Annotated in this window: 16 protein-coding genes; 8 read left to right on the forward strand and 8 right to left on the reverse strand. The window is 55.6% G+C overall.

The features are described from left to right. Positions 1–13: 13 nt before the first annotated feature. Positions 14–1,600, reverse strand: coding sequence for an ABC transporter substrate-binding protein (locus tag ACIQW9_RS11545; protein WP_402336824.1), 1,587 nt, complete (start codon positions 1,598–1,600; stop codon positions 14–16). 293 nt (positions 1,601–1,893) lie between these two features. On the opposite strand from ACIQW9_RS11545, the gene ACIQW9_RS11550 reads away from it, so the two are divergent. The 3 genes from ACIQW9_RS11550 (at position 1,894) to cueR (ending at position 5,251) form a co-directional block, all read left to right on the forward strand. Further along, a complete protein-coding gene (locus ACIQW9_RS11550; RefSeq protein ID WP_402336827.1) occupies positions 1,894–2,229 on the forward strand; it encodes a CzcE family metal-binding protein in 336 nt (111 codons plus the stop codon). Positions 2,230–2,367: 138 nt separating this feature from the next. Further along, positions 2,368–4,815, forward strand: a complete 2,448-nt coding sequence (locus tag ACIQW9_RS11555; protein WP_402336830.1) for a heavy metal translocating P-type ATPase — start codon at positions 2,368–2,370, stop codon at positions 4,813–4,815. Between the two features lie 16 nt (positions 4,816–4,831). Continuing rightward, positions 4,832–5,251 (forward strand): Cu(I)-responsive transcriptional regulator, encoded by a 420-nt coding sequence (gene cueR, locus ACIQW9_RS11560; RefSeq protein WP_402336833.1) that lies wholly within the window; start codon positions 4,832–4,834, stop codon positions 5,249–5,251. Between the two features lie 99 nt (positions 5,252–5,350). On the opposite strand, the gene ACIQW9_RS11565 is transcribed toward cueR, so the two are convergent. From ACIQW9_RS11565 to ACIQW9_RS11590, 6 genes are all read right to left on the reverse strand, one after another. Beyond that, on the reverse strand, positions 5,351–5,557 hold the full coding sequence (locus tag ACIQW9_RS11565) for a heavy-metal-associated domain-containing protein (protein ID WP_402336836.1): 207 nt from the start codon (positions 5,555–5,557) through the stop codon (positions 5,351–5,353). Positions 5,558–5,632: 75 nt separating this feature from the next. Beyond that, positions 5,633–6,343, reverse strand: a complete 711-nt coding sequence (gene arsH, locus ACIQW9_RS11570; protein ID WP_402336837.1) for an arsenical resistance protein ArsH — start codon at positions 6,341–6,343, stop codon at positions 5,633–5,635. Between the two features lie 20 nt (positions 6,344–6,363). Beyond that, the gene (locus ACIQW9_RS11575) at positions 6,364–7,644 is read right to left on the reverse strand and encodes an arsenic transporter (RefSeq protein WP_402336840.1); all 1,281 of its coding nucleotides are present in this window, start codon (positions 7,642–7,644) and stop codon (positions 6,364–6,366) included. 116 nt (positions 7,645–7,760) lie between these two features. After that, positions 7,761–8,261: an arsenate reductase ArsC gene (locus ACIQW9_RS11580; protein ID WP_402336843.1), complete on the reverse strand. Its 501-nt coding sequence runs from the start codon at positions 8,259–8,261 to the stop codon at positions 7,761–7,763. 2 nt (positions 8,262–8,263) lie between these two features. Beyond that, positions 8,264–8,617, reverse strand: coding sequence for an ArsR/SmtB family transcription factor (locus ACIQW9_RS11585; RefSeq protein WP_402336846.1), 354 nt, complete (start codon positions 8,615–8,617; stop codon positions 8,264–8,266). A 109-nt stretch (positions 8,618–8,726) separates the two neighbouring features. After that, positions 8,727–9,134, reverse strand: coding sequence for a hypothetical protein (locus ACIQW9_RS11590; RefSeq protein ID WP_402336848.1), 408 nt, complete (start codon positions 9,132–9,134; stop codon positions 8,727–8,729). A 489-nt stretch (positions 9,135–9,623) separates the two neighbouring features. On the opposite strand from ACIQW9_RS11590, the gene ACIQW9_RS11595 reads away from it, so the two are divergent. Beyond that, on the forward strand, positions 9,624–10,682 hold the full coding sequence (locus ACIQW9_RS11595; RefSeq protein ID WP_402338012.1) for a GGDEF domain-containing protein: 1,059 nt from the start codon (positions 9,624–9,626) through the stop codon (positions 10,680–10,682). A 304-nt stretch (positions 10,683–10,986) separates the two neighbouring features. Beyond that, complete coding sequence (gene rarD, locus ACIQW9_RS11600) at positions 10,987–11,868, forward strand: EamA family transporter RarD (RefSeq protein ID WP_402336851.1); 882 nt, start codon at positions 10,987–10,989, stop codon at positions 11,866–11,868. Positions 11,869–11,931: 63 nt separating this feature from the next. On the opposite strand, the gene ACIQW9_RS11605 is transcribed toward rarD, so the two are convergent. Next, on the reverse strand, positions 11,932–13,809 hold the full coding sequence (locus tag ACIQW9_RS11605; RefSeq protein WP_402336854.1) for a potassium transporter Kup: 1,878 nt from the start codon (positions 13,807–13,809) through the stop codon (positions 11,932–11,934). A 253-nt stretch (positions 13,810–14,062) separates the two neighbouring features. Between ACIQW9_RS11605 and ettA the strand changes: the two genes are divergently transcribed. The 3 genes from ettA (at position 14,063) to ACIQW9_RS11620 (ending at position 16,768) form a co-directional block, all read left to right on the forward strand. After that, positions 14,063–15,730: an energy-dependent translational throttle protein EttA gene (gene ettA, locus ACIQW9_RS11610; RefSeq protein WP_402336857.1), complete on the forward strand. Its 1,668-nt coding sequence runs from the start codon at positions 14,063–14,065 to the stop codon at positions 15,728–15,730. Between the two features lie 33 nt (positions 15,731–15,763). After that, on the forward strand, positions 15,764–16,084 hold the full coding sequence (locus ACIQW9_RS11615; protein ID WP_402336859.1) for a cupin domain-containing protein: 321 nt from the start codon (positions 15,764–15,766) through the stop codon (positions 16,082–16,084). A 93-nt stretch (positions 16,085–16,177) separates the two neighbouring features. After that, entirely contained in the window at positions 16,178–16,768 is a 591-nt protein-coding gene (locus ACIQW9_RS11620) for an IMPACT family protein (protein WP_402336862.1), read from the forward strand. Positions 16,769–16,782: the final 14 nt, after the last annotated feature.

The raw sequence follows: 16,782 nt of genomic DNA on the forward strand, positions 1-16,782 counted from the left end.
TGGGGAGCAAAATTTATTCAGGATGGAACTGATGTGCAAAAGTGAATTCATCGGTACGCGCAGTGTACTTCAAGCCCTTGCGCAGCGCCCAGGTCGCATATTGGTGATGCAGGGGCACGACGGCATAATCCTTCAAGGCCAGCGCGGCAGCATCTTTCGCAAACGTTTCACGCTTGCCCTGATCAACCGACGATAGTGACGAAGCGATCAATTTATCCACCGCCGGATTGCTGTACTTGCCCCAGTTCCACGAACCCCAGCCGGTTTCCGCATTGGGCGTGCCGACCAAAGTACGCAAGCCGAAGTCACCGGCCAGTGTGCCCCAACCCAGCAGCGACACACTGAACTCGCCGGCACGCGCCTTGGCGAAATAGACTGACAGCGGCAGGGTTGCAACCTTGGTCTGTATGCCTATGCGATTCCAGAATTGCGCCACCGTCTGCACCACCTGCTCATCATTGATATAGCGATCGTTGGGGCCGTGTATCGTCAGCGCAAAGCCATTCGGATAACCGGCTTGCGCCAGCAGTTTCTTCGCGCCTTCCGGATCGTAGGCTTCCACTTTCAACGCCTCGTTATAGCCGAATACGCCAGGCGATACGATATTCGAGGCCGGTACTGCCAGCCCTTCCATCGTGCGATCCACCAAAGCCTGACGATTGATGGCTTTCGACATGGCCTGCCGTACACGCACATCGTGCAGGGGATTTTTCGGCAAGGGCTTGCCGGATTTATCGGTCACGTAACGCGAAGCACCGGGTGACTGATCGAGTTCCCAGAATATCGTGCGCCAGGATATTTTTTGCGCAAAGCTGAATTTGGCATTGCTCTTCAAACGCGACAGATCGGCAGTCGGCACGCCTTCTATCGCATCGACATCGCCAGACAGCAAGGCGGCCAGACGCGGCGCGGAATTGGTGATGATGCGAAAGGTGACCTTGTCCCAATCCGATTTGCCGCCCCAGTATTGATCGTTGCGCGTCACTTCTATGCGGTCGCCGCGCTTGAAGCTCAGAAATTTATACGGGCCGGTGCCAATCAGCGCCTTGCCATTGTTGAAGTCATCGGTGCTCGCTTTCTCCGCTGCCTTTTTCGAGACGATGAATACAGTGCTCATATCCAGCGCCAAGGGGCCATATGGCGCGGCGGTCGTCAGCCTCACCGTATAGGGATCGACGATTTTTTTCGCGACGATCTGCTTGGTATACGCAGTAAACGGGCCGGGGCTGCCGGTCAGTTTTGCCGGCCGGTCCAGCGAAAAAATCACATCGTCGGCAGTGAAAGGCGAGCCATTGTGAAATTTCACATCGCGGCGCAACTTGAATTCCCAGGTGGTCGCATCGACTGCGCGCCATGAAGTCGCCAGGCCCGGCACCAGCTTGCCATTCGCATCCACATTCACCAGCGCATCGAAGATATGCGAAGAGAATGCAACGTTGGGCGCAATGTTCAGGTAATGCGGATCGAGCGAAGAGACATCCGCCGACAAGCCGATTTTCAGATCGGCGGCGAACGCAGCATGCGACGCCAGATTCCCCGACCATGCGAGCGCGCCCATCAGTGCCAGCGCAGATAATTTTTCCCGTTTGAAACCGAACATGTTTTGCCTTTAAGGAAACTGGAAACAGCACGGGCTGCGCGAATATGCGCAACCCTGCCACAACGCGATGGTAGTCACCTCATACACGAATGTAAATAATGCATTTTTACCTTCACTATGCGAAAACCTCATATCGCCATGATGCGGCGCTTCCATCCGCAAGTGATGAACATGAGCAATCTGCATCAACATCCGCATCTGCAATGGCGCTGCCAGCCGATAAAACACGGAACCTGTATGATGCTTTCGCGCTCTAAAACGATAACGCCCCTACCTCACGAATGGAGTTCACCATGCGGATCAAATCACTTGTGCTTGCATTTACCGCTCTCATGGCGTTCAGCATCCCGGCGTTTTCCGCATCACCACGCCTCGATCTGCTGGGCAATCCAGCCCCGGCCGCTGCTGCCACGCGTACCATCGTCATCACCCCCGAAACGAGATGGGTCAATGTGGAAGGCGGCGAAGTCATCAGATTCATCGTTGGCGACAAATCCTTCGGCTGGGATTTTTACGTCGGCTCCACCGTTACCTCATTTGATCTTCAACTAGTCGCGCCGCCCGGCGTACTGAACCGGCGCGTCATGGCCTATGTCTCGCCCGACCCGCGCTATATTGGCAGGGATTAAAGGTTGCATCCGGGCCTGCTTTTTCCATACTGAAATTTAATTTCCGGGCCGCCGTTTAGCGCTTGAAAAATGAGCTTGACCTTCCCATCATGGTAAGGTCAATACTCATTTCATCTTCCGCTTCCAGCGAGTCCCATCATGAGCAGCCCAGCCGTATCCGACAACATCCACCGCATTACGCTAGGCGTAGCCGGCATGACCTGCGCATCCTGCGCAGGACGCGTGGAAAAAGCCATCAACGCCATTCCCGGTGTGACAAAAACCAGTGTGAATCTGGCCACCGATAGCGTCGCGGTAGAAGTCGAGCATGCAGCCGCTGTCGATGCGACAACAGTGCAACAGGCAATTGAAAAAGCCGGTTACAGCGTGCCACAGCAGGAAATCGAGCTGGATATTACCGGCATGACCTGCGCTTCCTGCGCCGGTCGGGTGGAAAAAGCCTTGCGCAAGGTCGATGGCGTACTCGATGCGAGCATCAACCTCGCCACGGATCGCGCCCGCGTAAAAATCAGTAGTGCCACCTCGGCAGCAGCCTTGATTGCCGCCGTGGACAATGCCGGTTACGGCGCCGCCTTGCCGCGCGATACATCCGGCGCTGCGTCTCCCGAGCACAACGCAGCTTCCAAAGACTGGCTGCCGGTCGTGTTATCTGCGCTGCTGGCCATTCCGCTGGTTTTACCGATGCTGCTGGAACCGTTCGGCGTGCACTTCATGCTGCCGGGCTGGCTGCAATGGGCGCTGGCCACGCCGGTGCAATTCTGGCTGGGCGCACGTTTTTACAAAGCCGGCTGGCACGCAGTCAAGGCCGGCACCGGCAATATGGATTTGCTGGTTGCGCTCGGCACCAGCGCTGCCTATGGCTTGAGCATCTATCTGTTGCTGACGGCAATGCCGGATCAGATGCCGCATCTATACTTTGAAGCCTCGGTCGTGGTGATCACGCTGATCCTGCTCGGCAAATGGCTGGAAGCACGCGCCAAGAAGCAGACCGCATCAGCCATACGCGCGCTGCAAAAACTGCGTCCCGAATCGGCCCGCGTGCGGCGCGACGGCAACGATATCGATGTCGCCATCGATGCGGTGCGTGCCGGCGATATCGTCGTCGTGCGCCCGGGCGAACGGATCGCGGTCGATGGCACCGTGCTCGAAGGCAGCAGCCAGGTCGATGAATCGCTGATCACCGGCGAGAGCCTGCCGGTATTGAAACAGGTCGGCGATAAAGTGACAGGCGCAGCCATCAATGCCGACGGCGTGCTGCTGGTGCGCACCGATGCCATCGGCGCAGAAACCACCTTGTCGCGCATCATCCGCATGGTGGAAAACGCACAATCGGAAAAAGCGCCTATCCAGCGTCTGGTGGACAAGGTCAGTGCGATCTTCGTCCCGATCGTGTTGGTGATTGCCTTGATCACCTTCATCGGCTGGTGGCTGGCCGGCAGCAGTATCGAAATCGCCATCATCAATGCCGTCACCGTGCTGGTCATCGCCTGTCCGTGCGCACTCGGACTGGCAACCCCGACTGCCATCATGGCCGGCACCGGCGTGGCCGCCAGATACGGCATCCTGATCAAGGATGCGGAAGCGCTGGAAATCGCGCATCGCATCACTACCGTCGTATTCGACAAGACCGGCACACTGACGCAAGGCAAACCGCAGGTCAGCGATTTTCTGAGCAATGGCATGGCTGAAGACACACTGCTGCAACTAGCCGCTTCCATCCAGCGCAGCAGTGAACATCCGCTCGGACGCGCCGTGGTCGAACAGGCGGCAGCACGACAACTTCCACTACTGGATACGAGCGCAGTCCAGGCCCTGCCCGGTCGCGGCATGATGGCAACAGTGGAAGGCCGCACGCTGCAACTCGGCAATGCACGTCTGATGGGCGAGCTCGGCATCGACATGACGCAGTTTGCGCAACGCGCACAGCAACTCGAAGAAAGCGGTCACACCGTGTCATGGCTGGCAGAAACCGGCACGCCAGCAGGCCTGCTCGGCCTGATTGCCTTCCGCGACACGATCAAGCACAGTGCGCCGCAAGCAGTGGAGCGTCTGCATGAACTGGGCATCCAAACCATATTGCTCACCGGCGACAATCAGGGCAACGCCAATGCCGTCGGCAAACAGCTAGGCATAGACCGCGTGCTGGCGCAAGTGCTGCCGGGCGACAAGAGTGCAAAAATCACCGCGCTGCAGGGCGAAGGCCAGATCGTCGCGATGGTCGGCGACGGCATCAACGACGCACCGGCACTGGCCGCCGCCGATGTCGGCGTCGCCATGGCGACCGGCACCGATGTGGCGATGCATGCAGCAGGCATTACCCTGATGCGCGGCGATCCGGCGCTGGTCGCCGATGCCATCGATATTTCGCGCCGTACCTACAACAAGATCAGGCAAAACCTGTTCTGGGCATTTATCTACAATCTGGTCGGCATTCCGCTGGCGGCGTTCGGTTTGCTGAATCCCATGTTTGCCGGCGCGGCCATGGCCTTCAGTTCTGTCAGCGTGATCAGCAATGCCTTGCTGTTGCGACGCTGGCATCCGGCCACAGCCGAGCAGCGCAAGATACAGTCAACGCATACGGTTTGAAGCGGAAGGAAACGTCATGAATATCGGAGAAGCAGCAAAGACATCCGGCATATCTGCCAAGATGATCCGCCACTACGAAAGCATCCGTCTGGTCGAGCCAGGCGCACGCAGCAGTGCCGGTTATCGCACCTACAACGACAAGGATCTGCACGCACTGCGTTTCATCAAGCGCGCACGTACACTCGGGTTTTCACTGGATCAGATCAGGGATTTGCTCTCGCTGTGGAACGATACGCAGCGCGCCAGCGCAGACGTGAAGGCGATTGCACTGACGCATGTCGCCGACCTGGAAAAGCGCATCGCCGAATTAAGCGAGATGCGCGATACGCTGCAGCATCTGGCGCAAACATGCAGCGGCGATGAACGGCCGGATTGCCCGATCCTGCAAGGCCTGGCACAACAGGATGGCAATGGCAAACACGCATGCCATTCCTGAATCCTGACCGTTCTGACATGAAGATACATGCATGTAAGTGAACAATAAAAAAGCGAGCCGCACGGCTCGCTTTTTTATTGGTGCTCTAATGTTTAATAACTACACTGCAGCGCTGCTGACAACCGGATAACCGGCATCGCTGATCGCTGCAGCTATTTTCGCCAGTTCTGCGCTCGACTGCACACGCACCTTGCGCTGTGCCAGACTCACTTCCACCTGCGCCTGTGCGTCCACCGCCTGCACCGATTTCGTCACAGCACCTACGCAATGATTACAACTCATTTTTTCAACCTGTAATTCATACATGATGTAATTCCTTCTCGAATGGGTGACTACACTGTAGGCCTTGCCATAATAGGAAGGTCAAGTATTTTCAATGCTTCATATTTTATTGATGTTGTGCACCGCCTGCTGCTTGCGCTCGCTGTAGCGATCGGTCAGGTAATCGGTATGGCCGCGTAACAGCAAAGTGAACTTGAACAATTCTTCCATCACATCGACCAGGCGATCGTAATAGGACGAGGGCTTCATGCGACCGGCTTCGTCGAACTCTTCATACGCCTTTGCTACCGATGCCTGATTCGGAATCGTAAACATCCGCATCCATCGCCCCAGCAAGCGCAAGGTATTCACCGTATTGAACGATTGCGAACCGCCGCTCACCTGCATGACTGCCAATGTCCGCCCCTGGCTCGGACGCACTGCGCCCTGCTCCAGTGGAATCCAGTCGATTTGATTCTTCATCACGGCCGTGATGGCGCCATGTCGTTCCGGGCTGCACCAGACCTGACCTTCCGACCACAGACTGAGTGCGCGCAGTTCGGCTACTTTCGGATGATCGTCAGCCACACTTCCAGCGACCGGCAATTCGCGTGGATCGAAGATGCGCACTTCTGCACCGAAGTGTAGCAAGATACGCGCCGCTTCTTCCGTCAGAAAGCGGCTGAAAGAACGTTCGCGCAAGGAGCCGTACAACAGCAGAATGCGGGGTGGATGATCGAATGTTTTGGGAGAGGAAATTTTTTCTGGCGCCGGTATTTCCAGATGATCGAGTGCAAATGGCGGCAGACTGGTATCGCTAAAAGTATTCATGATGAAAAAATAGTGAGTAATTATTGCAGGCGCAGTGCAAGCGCAATCAGGGTGAGCAGCAGTATCGGCAAGGTCAGCACGAAACCGACCTTGCAGTAATAGCCCCAGGTGATGCGGATATTCTTGCGCGCCAGCACATGCAGCCACAACAGGGTGGCGAGACTGCCGATAGGGGTGATTTTCGGACCGAGATCGCTGCCGATCACATTGGCATAAATCATCGCTTCTCTTGTGGCGCCCTGCGCCACGCTGGCATCGATCGCGAGCGCACCGACCAGCACCGCCGGCATATTGTTCATCACCGATGACAGCAATGCCGACAGGACGCCCGTACCAATCGCCGCACCCCACACGCCGTGCGCGGCAAGCCGATTCAGGACGATGGCCAGATAATCGGTCAGCCCTGCATTGCGCAAGCCGTAGACAACCAGATACATGCCGAGCGAAAAAATCACGATCTGCCACGGCGCTTCGCGCAATACCTTGCGCGTGGAAATGATGTGCCCGCGAGCGGCAACCATCAAGAGAACCAGCGCACCAGCGGTCGCCACCGCACTGATTGGCACACCGAGCTGTTCCAGTCCGAAAAATCCGACCAGCAATAAAGCCAGCACCCACCAGCCGGCACGGAAAGTCGCGCCATCGCGTATCGCCTGCTGCGGCGCACGCAAAAGATTCACATCGTAAGTTGCCGGAATATCGCGTTTGAAAAAGAACAGCAGCATACCCAGTGTCGCCGCGATGGACACCATATTGACCGGCACCATGACCGATGCATATTCAGCAAAACCAATATTGAAAAAATCAGCGGATACGATGTTCACCAGATTCGACACGATCAGCGGCAGACTGGCCGTATCGGCAATGAAACCGGCCGCCATGACGAAGGCGAGCGTCGCCGCCGGCGAAAATTTCAGCGCCAGCAACATCGCAATCACGATGGGCGTCAAAATCAATGCCGCACCATCATTGGCAAACAAGGCGGCAACCGCTGCACCAAGCAGCACCAGCCAGACGAACAGTCGGCGTCCGCAGCCACGGCCCCAGCGCGCCACATGCAATGCCGCCCACTCGAAAAATCCTGCCTCATCCAGCAACAGGCTGATGATGATGACGGCGACAAAGGTAATCGTCGCGTTCCAGACTATGCCCCAGACCGTAGCGATATCGGCAAACTGCACGACGCCCAGCGCCAGCGCCAAGGCGGCGCCAGCCAGCGCGCTCCAGCCTATGCCCAGCCCTCTGGGTTGCCAGATCACGAGTACGATCGTGCCGAGGAAAATCAGGAATGCAGTCAACATCAGCTTGTTTCTAGTGAGAAGAACCGAACACGCTCGGCAATACCAAAGTTGTTGTGCGCAGGTTCGTTGCGTATGGAGTGAATTGAACGGGCAAAGCAGGCTTGCGTATGGTTTTATCAGGCGCCGGTTTCGCCGATCTTTTTCAACTCGCGTTGAATGGCATTTTTTTCCAGCATGTCGATCGGCAAGCTGACGAAAATATTGACGCGCGCCATGATCTGGCGAAACACTTTGATAAACACCGCTCGTTTTTCATCATCGCTGCCGATCGCAGCAGCAGGATCTTCAAAACCCCAGTGCGCAGATACCGGCTGCCCCGGCCAGACAGGGCAAACCTCGCCTGCTGCGTTGTCGCAGACAGTGATGATGAAATCCATTTTTGGCGCATCGGGTAGCGCATACTCATCCCAGCTTTTGCTGCGCAAGTTGTCCAGCGGATAGCCCGTTGCCTTCACTTGCTCAACAGCAAACAGATGCACCGTACCGCCCGGCTGACTCCCCGCGCTGAATACACGAAAGCGACCTTTTCCCATCGTGCTCAGCAATGCTTCCGCCATGATGCTGCGCGCCGAATTGCCGGTGCAGAGAAACAGTACGTTGAATGTCGTTTGCTGCATGTTCATTCTCCAATTTGAATTGTGGAAGGTTGATCGCTGGCGCAGGCAGGCGTGCACACCGGCGCACACGGATTGCCGCCGCAGCAGTTTTCAGTCATGAACGCGATCAAGCCATTCATCGCATCGAAATTGGCTGCGTAATGAATGAAGCGTCCATCCTGAGTGCCGTTTACCAGGCCCGCGCGACTCAATTCCTTCAAGTGAAAAGAGAGTGACGATGGCGGAATGCCGAGGTTTTCGCTGATTTTGCTGGCGGCCAAACCGCTCGGGCCGGCTTGCACCAGCAGACGAAACACGGCCAGACGAGATTCATGCGCGAGCGCAGAAAGGGAGGTGATTGCGGTTTTCGTTTCCATATTTCGATAGTAGTCGAAATATGGAAGTTAGGCAATTCAAGAATAGGTATTGCAACAGACCATCATTTTTAAAGACGTGCCGCCCAAGCGGGGGCGGTATCAGGTTCAGCTATTTTTTCGTCTGTTCGCCCAGCCTGATTTCGGCTATGCGCACGATCACATACGCAATCAGTGCAAACATGAAAAACACCAATAGCATCCAGGCGATCCCTTGCAGGGTTTCAATCGCGGTTTGGTACAACTCCAGCACCCAGCGCTCTACAGTGAATTCAACCACCTTCGCATCCTTGTCCCAGCGCGAGGGGCTGATGTATTTTTCCAGTCCGTGCACGCGCACACCGGACGATACGCCCACGACAAGGATGGCAAATTTCAGATATTTGAGCCAGGCCACGCTGATTGAATCGGCAATGATGCGAGACAGGATTGCATCCAGCGGTTTGGTAAATGCCTTCATGACGGCGAACGATATAGCCAGCGAAATCAGCAAGGTAATTACCAGCAATAGAACGATCATGTTTTCTCCCGGTTGGTGGCGCACCACAAGATGCCCAAAAGTAACGAAGACCTATTGTCGTCGCACCGGTCCTGCAGAACAAGGACAAATGCAAGGGGGCTGCGGCCGCTTTTATCAGGCAGGCAGATGCCACCCGGGTATGAGATCGGGGCTTGCCACCCATATAATTACCCCAAGGAAATATATTTGTTACATTTCAGGAACGCCTTGTTGGCTGAGTACAACTTGCGTCATAGCAGGGAATAAAGTGAAAGGTAAAATATAGTTACCCAAACAAAACTAATGATGTTGCGCAAGCCTATTCAGCTAGAATGGCCCCAGCCAATGTGATGACAAAACCATCAAACATCAGGTATTGGCTCTTATTGCGCTCTTGAAATCAGCTTCTCCTGACAGAAAACTTTTCTTGAAGTCACGCCTCATGCCTACCTCAAAACAAATCGATTTACGTAACCGCATGGGCGCCGTGTGACCGCCTCCGAACCATTGATGAATTCTCTGCTGGATCATCTGGTAGAGATCACCGGCCATCGCGACCATGATTTGCTCGACATCTCGGTCATGACGGCATTGCTGAATATGATTGGCGTCAGTCACGCACGCGTCATGGAATTATTTCAGTCGCGCGGCGACCTTCTGATCCGCCCTCGCGTCTGGATTGCAGACGGCAAAGTGCAGACCGTCGATGAAGAGGCCTCGGCTTCCGAACTCGCTGGCGAAACCATCGTGACCTATCCCGGGCTGGTGGCATGCATTGCGCAACGCAAGAGTCGTCTGGAAGAAGTTCGGGCAAATGGCCAGCATGCCTTGTGGATTCCGATCTGGCAAAACGACAAGGTATCAACCTGCCTTGAAATCGTGAACGACACGCCGTTCACGCCGCAAATGCTGCAGGTAATGGAAGGCATACTCAGCGTATACCGCAATTATCAAAGCCTGCTGGATTACAGCGAACGCGATTCGCTGACAGGCTTGCTGAATCGCAAAACCTTCGATGAAAAATTTGCGCGCATGGTCAATGCAAAACCGGCTGACTCGGCGCCGCACGGCAATGAAGAACGACGGCATCACACCGACGTCAAATCGCAATGGCTGGCCGTGATCGACATTGATCATTTCAAGCGCGTCAACGACGTCTTCGGCCATCTGTATGGCGATGAAGTGCTTATCCTGGTCGCCAATGTATTGCGTGCCTCGTTCCGGGCGCAGGATCGTGTGTTCCGCTTCGGCGGCGAAGAGTTTGTCATCCTGCTGCGCTCCACCACACTGACCGATGCACAAATGGTATTTGAACGCTTCCGTGAAAATATCGAACACTATGCGTTCCCGCAGGTTGGACAAATCACCGTCAGTATCGGCTTCGCCAGCATCCAGCATGAGACACCGGTGACCATACTCGGACACGCCGATCAGGCGCTGTATTACGCCAAGGATCATGGCCGCAACCAGGTTTGCTATTACGACGCCCTGCTCGCACAGGGATTGCTGCATGCAGACAAGAAAGCCGAATCGGTTGAATTTTTCTTCGACGAACCGGCTACCGGCTGATTGCACGCTCCGCTCGGAGCCGCGCCATCATCAATGATCCTGCAGCAAAATAAAAAACGGCACCTTCCCTGAAAGTGCCGTTTTTTTATTGCAAGCCATGTATGCGTGCAAGGCATCAGCCTCAAGCTCCATTATTATCTGCGTTGTATTTCCTGCCGCAACAGTATCGTATTCAGAGGCGAGCACTCTCGTTCAAAAAACCTGCCCTCAACGCAGTTCCGGGATTGCTGGGATAATTCTCGCCTGTCTCAACCCTGCTCCCGGTTTTTAAAACCGCTTGCATCACCTCACCCCAACTATCGCCATGAATCCCGGCATACTCTATGCGTTTTGCGCCTATGTAATCTGGGGTATGTTCCCGATTTACTTCAAGTCACTGCAGGAAATTCCGCCGCTGGAAGTCCTGATGTATCGCATGGTGTGGGCGCTGGTATTTTTGGCGATTGTACTGAGCGTGCGCAGGCAATGGTCGTGGCTGAAACCAGTTTTGCGCCAACCCCGCGTGCTGGCAGGCTTCACTGCCAGCGCACTGCTTTTGTCGAGCAACTGGTATCTGTATATCTGGTCGGTCAATAACGATCGTGTAATCGATGCCAGTCTTGGCTATTTCATGACGCCGCTGGTCAATGTGCTGCTGGGTTCGATGATACTGGGCGAGCGGCTGCGGCGCCTGCAATGGATGGCTGTCGGCATGGCGGCAATCGGCGTCCTCTGGCTAACATGGCAAAACGGGCAGCCGCCATGGGTCAGCCTGCTACTGGGCATCACCTTCGGCCTGTACGGACTGCTGCGCAAGACGGCATCGCTGGGCACGCTGGAAGGTCTGTCGCTGGAAACCATGCTGCTGCTCCCGCTGGCCGTCGTTTCACTGCTGCTCATGACTGCGCAGGGCGCGCACGGCTTCAGCGATGCGTCGACCAGCACAAAATGGCTGATGCTGGCCTCCGGCCCGATCACCGCCATTCCCCTGCTGCTGTTTGGCGCCGCCGCCCGCCTGGTGCCGCTTTCAACCATGGGCCTGATGCAGTACATCACGCCATCGCTGCAACTGATGATCGGCATCTGGCTATATCACGAGCCGTTTGGCGAAGCACGTTTGATCGGCTTCGCCGCCATATGGATTGCACTCGGACTGTATTCACTGGACGGCATCTGGCAAAGCTGGCGTCGGCAGCGTGCTGCCTGATATACACGCCATGCATAAAAAAAGGGACAAGCATGTTGTCCCTTTTTTGCATGCGCGTTGCGCTTAAATCTCTACCTTGGTGCCCAGTTCAATCACGCGATTCGATGGAATCTGATAATAGTCGGCTGCACCGCGTGCATGGCGCGACATCGCGACAAAAATATGTTCGCGCCACAGGGCCATGCCACGCACCGGATTGGCAACCACCGTCTGACGCGCGATGAAAAACGAGGTTTCCATCATCTCGAATTCCAGGCCCTGCTCTTTCGCCAGATCCAATGCTGCCGGAATATCCGGCACATTCTTGAAGCCGTAAGTCACATTCATCTGGTAACAGTCGTCGCCCAGATGTTCGATCCTGACCTGATCGGCTTTCGGTACATACGGCACTTCCATCATCCGCACGGTCAGGAACACCACGCGTTCATGCAACACCTTGTTATGCGACAGATTGTGCAGCATCGCATGCGGTACGCCATCCGATTCGCCGCGCAGGAAGATCGCCGTGCCCGGCACGCGTGTCGGTGGCGAAATAAACAGCGAAGCCAGAAAATCTTCCAGTGGAATCGCATGCTTCTGCAGATTTTCGAATACCAGTTCGCGTCCGCGCTTCCACGTCAGCATCAGGGTAAACAAAACCACACCCAGCAGCAGCGGGAACCAGCCGCCGTGGAACAGCTTCAGCATATTCGCCGAGAAGAGGCTCAGATCGATCACCAGGAAGAAACCGGTCGCGGCCAGGCACAGAATCAGATTGTATTTCCAGCGATAACGAATGACGAAGAAAGTCAGGACAGTCGTCACCATCATCGTCGCCGTCACCGCAATGCCGTAGGCTGCTGCCAGATTGGATGAAGAGCCGAAGCCGATCACTGCCAGCACGACCACGATCATTTGCAGCCAGTTCACCGCCGGAATGTAAATCTGGCCGATCTGGCTGGCAGAGGTAAATTCGATTTTCATGCGCGGCAGAAAGCCCAGCGCAATCGCCTGCTTGGTCATCGAGAAGGTACCGGAAATCGTCGCCTGCGAAGCGATGATGGCAGCCATGGTCGATAATGCGACTAGCGGATAAATGCTCCATGCGCCGAGCTGCTGGTAGAAAGGATTGGTGACGGCCCCAGGGTTCAACAGCAGCAACGCGCCCTGCCCCAGATAATTCAATGACAGTGCAGGAAAGGCAATCAGGAACCACGCCATGCGTATCGGCTTGGCGCCGAAATGGCCCATGTCGGCATACAGCGCTTCCGCGCCGGTAAATGCCAGCACCACAGCACCCAGTGCAATAAAAGCGAGAAACCCATTGCCGCTCAAAAAGTGCAAGGCATGCCATGGATTCAAGGCATGCAGAATGTACGGCGCATCAATGATGTTGACGACGCCCATCACTGCCAGCGTAATAAACCAGATCAGCATGACCGGGCCGAACCATTTGCCGATACCGGCCGTGCCACGCGCCTGCAGCGAATACAAGCCAACCAGCACGGCAACCGTCAATGGCACGACATAGGGATCGAAAGCGGAGGTGGCAACACTCAAGCCTTCTACCGCCGACAGGACGGAAATCGCGGGGGTAATCACGCTGTCGCCATAAAACAGCGTCGCGCCGAACAGCCCCATGACCATCAGAGGGAAATACCAGCGCGAATTTTTGGTCACGGAAGAAAGTGCCAGCGCCATCAGCGCCATGATGCCGCCTTCGCCGCGATTATTCGCGCGCAAAACCAGCGTGACGTATTTGAGCGAAACAATGATGATCAGGCCCCAGACGATCAGCGAGACAACCCCGAGCAAATTTTCCGGCGTGAGGTCGAGACCGTGTTCTTTGGAGAACACTTCTTTCATCGTATATAAAGGACTGGTGCCGATGTCGCCGTACACAATACCGACAGCGGCCAGAGTCAATGCAGCAAGACTGCTTTTTTTATCTGGTGAAGCCAAAGAGCGCTCTCTAAGAGGGATGGTGCGTCGCACAATAGGATAAGCAACTCCATAATGCAAGAAAAACTGGCTGCATGCATGCACAGTGTTGCATCTGCGCTGAATCATTATCTTCGGTATTTACAAACGCGAAAATATTTCATCTTTAATTCCGTTTTGCAGGCGATATCCGCCGCCGTGCATACCGAACTGCCTCGCCATCGGTTATCCTTGCACCCACCTCTTTGGCAAGCAACCTTTTATTGAAATTACAATGGCAAATTACGTCTACACCATGAACCGCGTGGGCAAGATCGTCCCACCGAAACGTCAAATTCTGAAGGACATTTCCTTGTCCTTTTTCCCCGGTGCCAAGATCGGCGTGCTGGGCCTGAACGGTTCCGGCAAATCGACGCTGCTGAAAATCATGGCCGGCATCGATACCGACATCATCGGCGAAGCACGCCCAGCACCTAATCTGAACATCGGCTACCTGCCGCAGGAACCGCAACTCGATCCAGAACAAACCGTACGCCAGGCAGTAGAAGGCGGCCTCGGCGAAGTGTTTGAAGCGAAAGCGTTGCTCGAAGCAGTCTATGCGGCCTATGCCGAACCAGATGCTGACTTCGATGCACTCGCCGCAGAGCAAGGCCGACTTGAAGCGATCATCTCGACCTCCGCTGGCGACAATCCTGAACAACAACTGGAAATGGCTGCCGATGCATTGCGCCTGCCTCCTTGGGATGCAAAAATCGGCGTCCTGTCCGGCGGTGAAAAACGTCGTGTCGCCTTGTGCCGCTTGTTGCTGTCCAAACCAGACATGCTCTTGCTCGATGAACCGACCAACCATCTGGACGCCGAATCGGTCGACTGGCTGGAGCAATTTCTGCAACGCTTCCCTGGCACCGTCGTCGCGATTACCCATGATCGCTACTTCCTCGACAATGCAGCCGAGTGGATTTTGGAACTGGATCGCGGTAGCGGCATTCCATGGAAGGGCAATTACAGCTCATGGCTGGAACAAAAAGGCGATCGTCTGAAGCAGGAAGAAGCCACCGAATCCTCACGCCAAAAAACCATCGCCAAGGAATTGGAATGGGTACGCCAGAATCCGAAAGGCCGTCAGGCCAAGTCGAAAGCACGCCTGGCGCGCTTCAATGAATTGTCCGAACACGAATATCAAAAACGTAACGAGACTCAGGAAATCTTCATTCCAGTCGCCGAGCGTTTGGGTAATGAAGTCATCGAATTCAAGAATGTGTCGAAAGCATTCGGCGATCGTCTGCTGATCGACAACCTGAGCTTCAAGATTCCACCCGGCGCTATCGTCGGCATCATCGGCCCGAACGGTGCCGGTAAATCGACCCTGTTCAAGCTGATCACCGGCAAGGAACAAGCAGACAGCGGCGAAGTCGTCATCGGCACCACTGCACGCGTCTCCATCGTCGATCAATCGCGCGACTCGCTGAACGACAGCAAGACCGTATTTGAAGATGTTACCGGCGGTGCCGACATTCTGACCGTCGGCCGTTTTGAAATGCCGTCGCGTGCGTATCTGGGACGCTTCAACTTCAAGGGCGGCGATCAGCAGAAGGTCGTCGGTAATTTATCTGGTGGTGAACGTGGTCGTTTGCATCTGGCCAAGACATTGCTGCAAGGCGGCAACGTCCTGCTGCTGGATGAACCGTCCAACGATCTCGACGTGGAAACCCTGCGCGCGCTGGAAGACGCCCTGCTGGAATTTGCCGGCAGCGTCATGGTGATTTCACATGATCGATGGTTCCTCGATCGCATCGCCACGCACATCCTCGCATTCGAAGGTAACTCGCAGGTATCGTTCTTCGATGGCAACTATCAGGAATATGAAGCGGACAAACGCAAGCGTCTGGGTGAAGAAGGTGCGAAACCCAAGCGGATTCGTTACAAGCCTTTGTCGGTTTAATGCTTCCTTCATTATTCAGTCTGCTCCGCAGCGATGAAAAACGGCCATCTGTTTCAGCGCATCCCTGCGGAGCTTCCTGAAGAAATAAGTGAAAGCCTGCTCACGGCCGGCAATGTGCGGATAGAACGCATCGTCTCCAAAGGCCATCGTTCGCCACCCGATTTCTGGTACGAGCAGCAGCAAAACGAATGGGTGGTACTGCTCAAGGGAGAAGCCGGCCTGCGCTTCGAGCAAGATGCACAGGCCATCCATCTGATGCCTGGCATGTACGTCAACATCCCGGCGCATGCCAGACACCGCGTTGAATGGACCAGCGCCAGCGAAGAAACCGTGTGGCTGGCGGTGTTTTACTGAGCGCGCGTAAACTACGCACATCCCGGCGCACCTGCAGCGCTGTGATTGCGCTGCCCATACGCCACGCATTCTTATTAACTCCATTTTCACCGCATGTATCAACTTGCCGCACCCGCCACCGCTGAAATCGAAATCAAGAAGAGCCGCTTCATCGGCTTGCTGTACCCGCTGACGACGCGCGCGGAAGCACGCGCAATTCTGGCCGGCTTGCGCGCACAACATCCGAATGCCGTGCATTTTTGCTGGGTACTGATGTGCGATGGCGATTCCGGCCTGGACGACGACGGCGAACCGTCCGGCACCGCCGCACGTCCGATGTACAACGTGCTGGTGCACAAGGATGTCTTCAATGTGCTGGCGGTCGTGGTGCGCTACTGGGGCGGCATGAAGCTGGGCGCAGGCGGTCTGACACGCGCCTATGGACAGGCGATTTCGGAAGCGATCAAGAATGCGGAGTTATTGCCGGTCGAAGCGATGTGCGAACGACGCTTCGTGCTGCAGTTTGCCGACGAATCAAGCTTGCGCCGCTATTGCGAACAACAGGACGTGAGCGTGATCGATGCGCAATACGGCGATGCCGTCACGCTGCTGTTAAAAATAAAATGCAGTCAGGTCGATGCATTTACACGTGCCGCCTTCGATTTGCTGCGCGGCGCACTGGAAGACCGTAGCGATCCTGCCTGAATGCGCGCGAACAC

The organism is Herminiimonas sp. NPDC097707 (genome assembly GCF_044761395.1).
Lineage (GTDB): Bacteria > Pseudomonadota > Gammaproteobacteria > Burkholderiales > Burkholderiaceae_D > Oxalicibacterium.

What these genes read in the sequence shown, in the direction of transcription:
- ACIQW9_RS11545 (WP_402336824.1), bottom strand. Translation starts at nt 1,600, where the DNA reads ATGTTCGGTTTCAAACGGGAAAAATTATCTGCGCTGGCACTGATGGGC.
- ACIQW9_RS11550 (WP_402336827.1), top strand. Translation starts at nt 1,894, where the DNA reads ATGCGGATCAAATCACTTGTGCTTGCATTTACCGCTCTCATGGCGTTC.
- ACIQW9_RS11555 (WP_402336830.1), top strand. Translation starts at nt 2,368, where the DNA reads ATGAGCAGCCCAGCCGTATCCGACAACATCCACCGCATTACGCTAGGC.
- cueR (WP_402336833.1), top strand. Translation starts at nt 4,832, where the DNA reads ATGAATATCGGAGAAGCAGCAAAGACATCCGGCATATCTGCCAAGATG.
- ACIQW9_RS11565 (WP_402336836.1), bottom strand. Translation starts at nt 5,557, where the DNA reads ATGTATGAATTACAGGTTGAAAAAATGAGTTGTAATCATTGCGTAGGT.
- arsH (WP_402336837.1), bottom strand. Translation starts at nt 6,343, where the DNA reads ATGAATACTTTTAGCGATACCAGTCTGCCGCCATTTGCACTCGATCAT.
- ACIQW9_RS11575 (WP_402336840.1), bottom strand. Translation starts at nt 7,644, where the DNA reads ATGTTGACTGCATTCCTGATTTTCCTCGGCACGATCGTACTCGTGATC.
- ACIQW9_RS11580 (WP_402336843.1), bottom strand. Translation starts at nt 8,261, where the DNA reads ATGCAGCAAACGACATTCAACGTACTGTTTCTCTGCACCGGCAATTCG.
- ACIQW9_RS11585 (WP_402336846.1), bottom strand. Translation starts at nt 8,617, where the DNA reads ATGGAAACGAAAACCGCAATCACCTCCCTTTCTGCGCTCGCGCATGAA.
- ACIQW9_RS11590 (WP_402336848.1), bottom strand. Translation starts at nt 9,134, where the DNA reads ATGATCGTTCTATTGCTGGTAATTACCTTGCTGATTTCGCTGGCTATA.
- ACIQW9_RS11595 (WP_402338012.1), top strand. Translation starts at nt 9,624, where the DNA reads ATGAATTCTCTGCTGGATCATCTGGTAGAGATCACCGGCCATCGCGAC.
- rarD (WP_402336851.1), top strand. Translation starts at nt 10,987, where the DNA reads ATGAATCCCGGCATACTCTATGCGTTTTGCGCCTATGTAATCTGGGGT.
- ettA (WP_402336857.1), top strand. Translation starts at nt 14,063, where the DNA reads ATGGCAAATTACGTCTACACCATGAACCGCGTGGGCAAGATCGTCCCA.
- ACIQW9_RS11615 (WP_402336859.1), top strand. Translation starts at nt 15,764, where the DNA reads ATGAAAAACGGCCATCTGTTTCAGCGCATCCCTGCGGAGCTTCCTGAA.
- ACIQW9_RS11620 (WP_402336862.1), top strand. Translation starts at nt 16,178, where the DNA reads ATGTATCAACTTGCCGCACCCGCCACCGCTGAAATCGAAATCAAGAAG.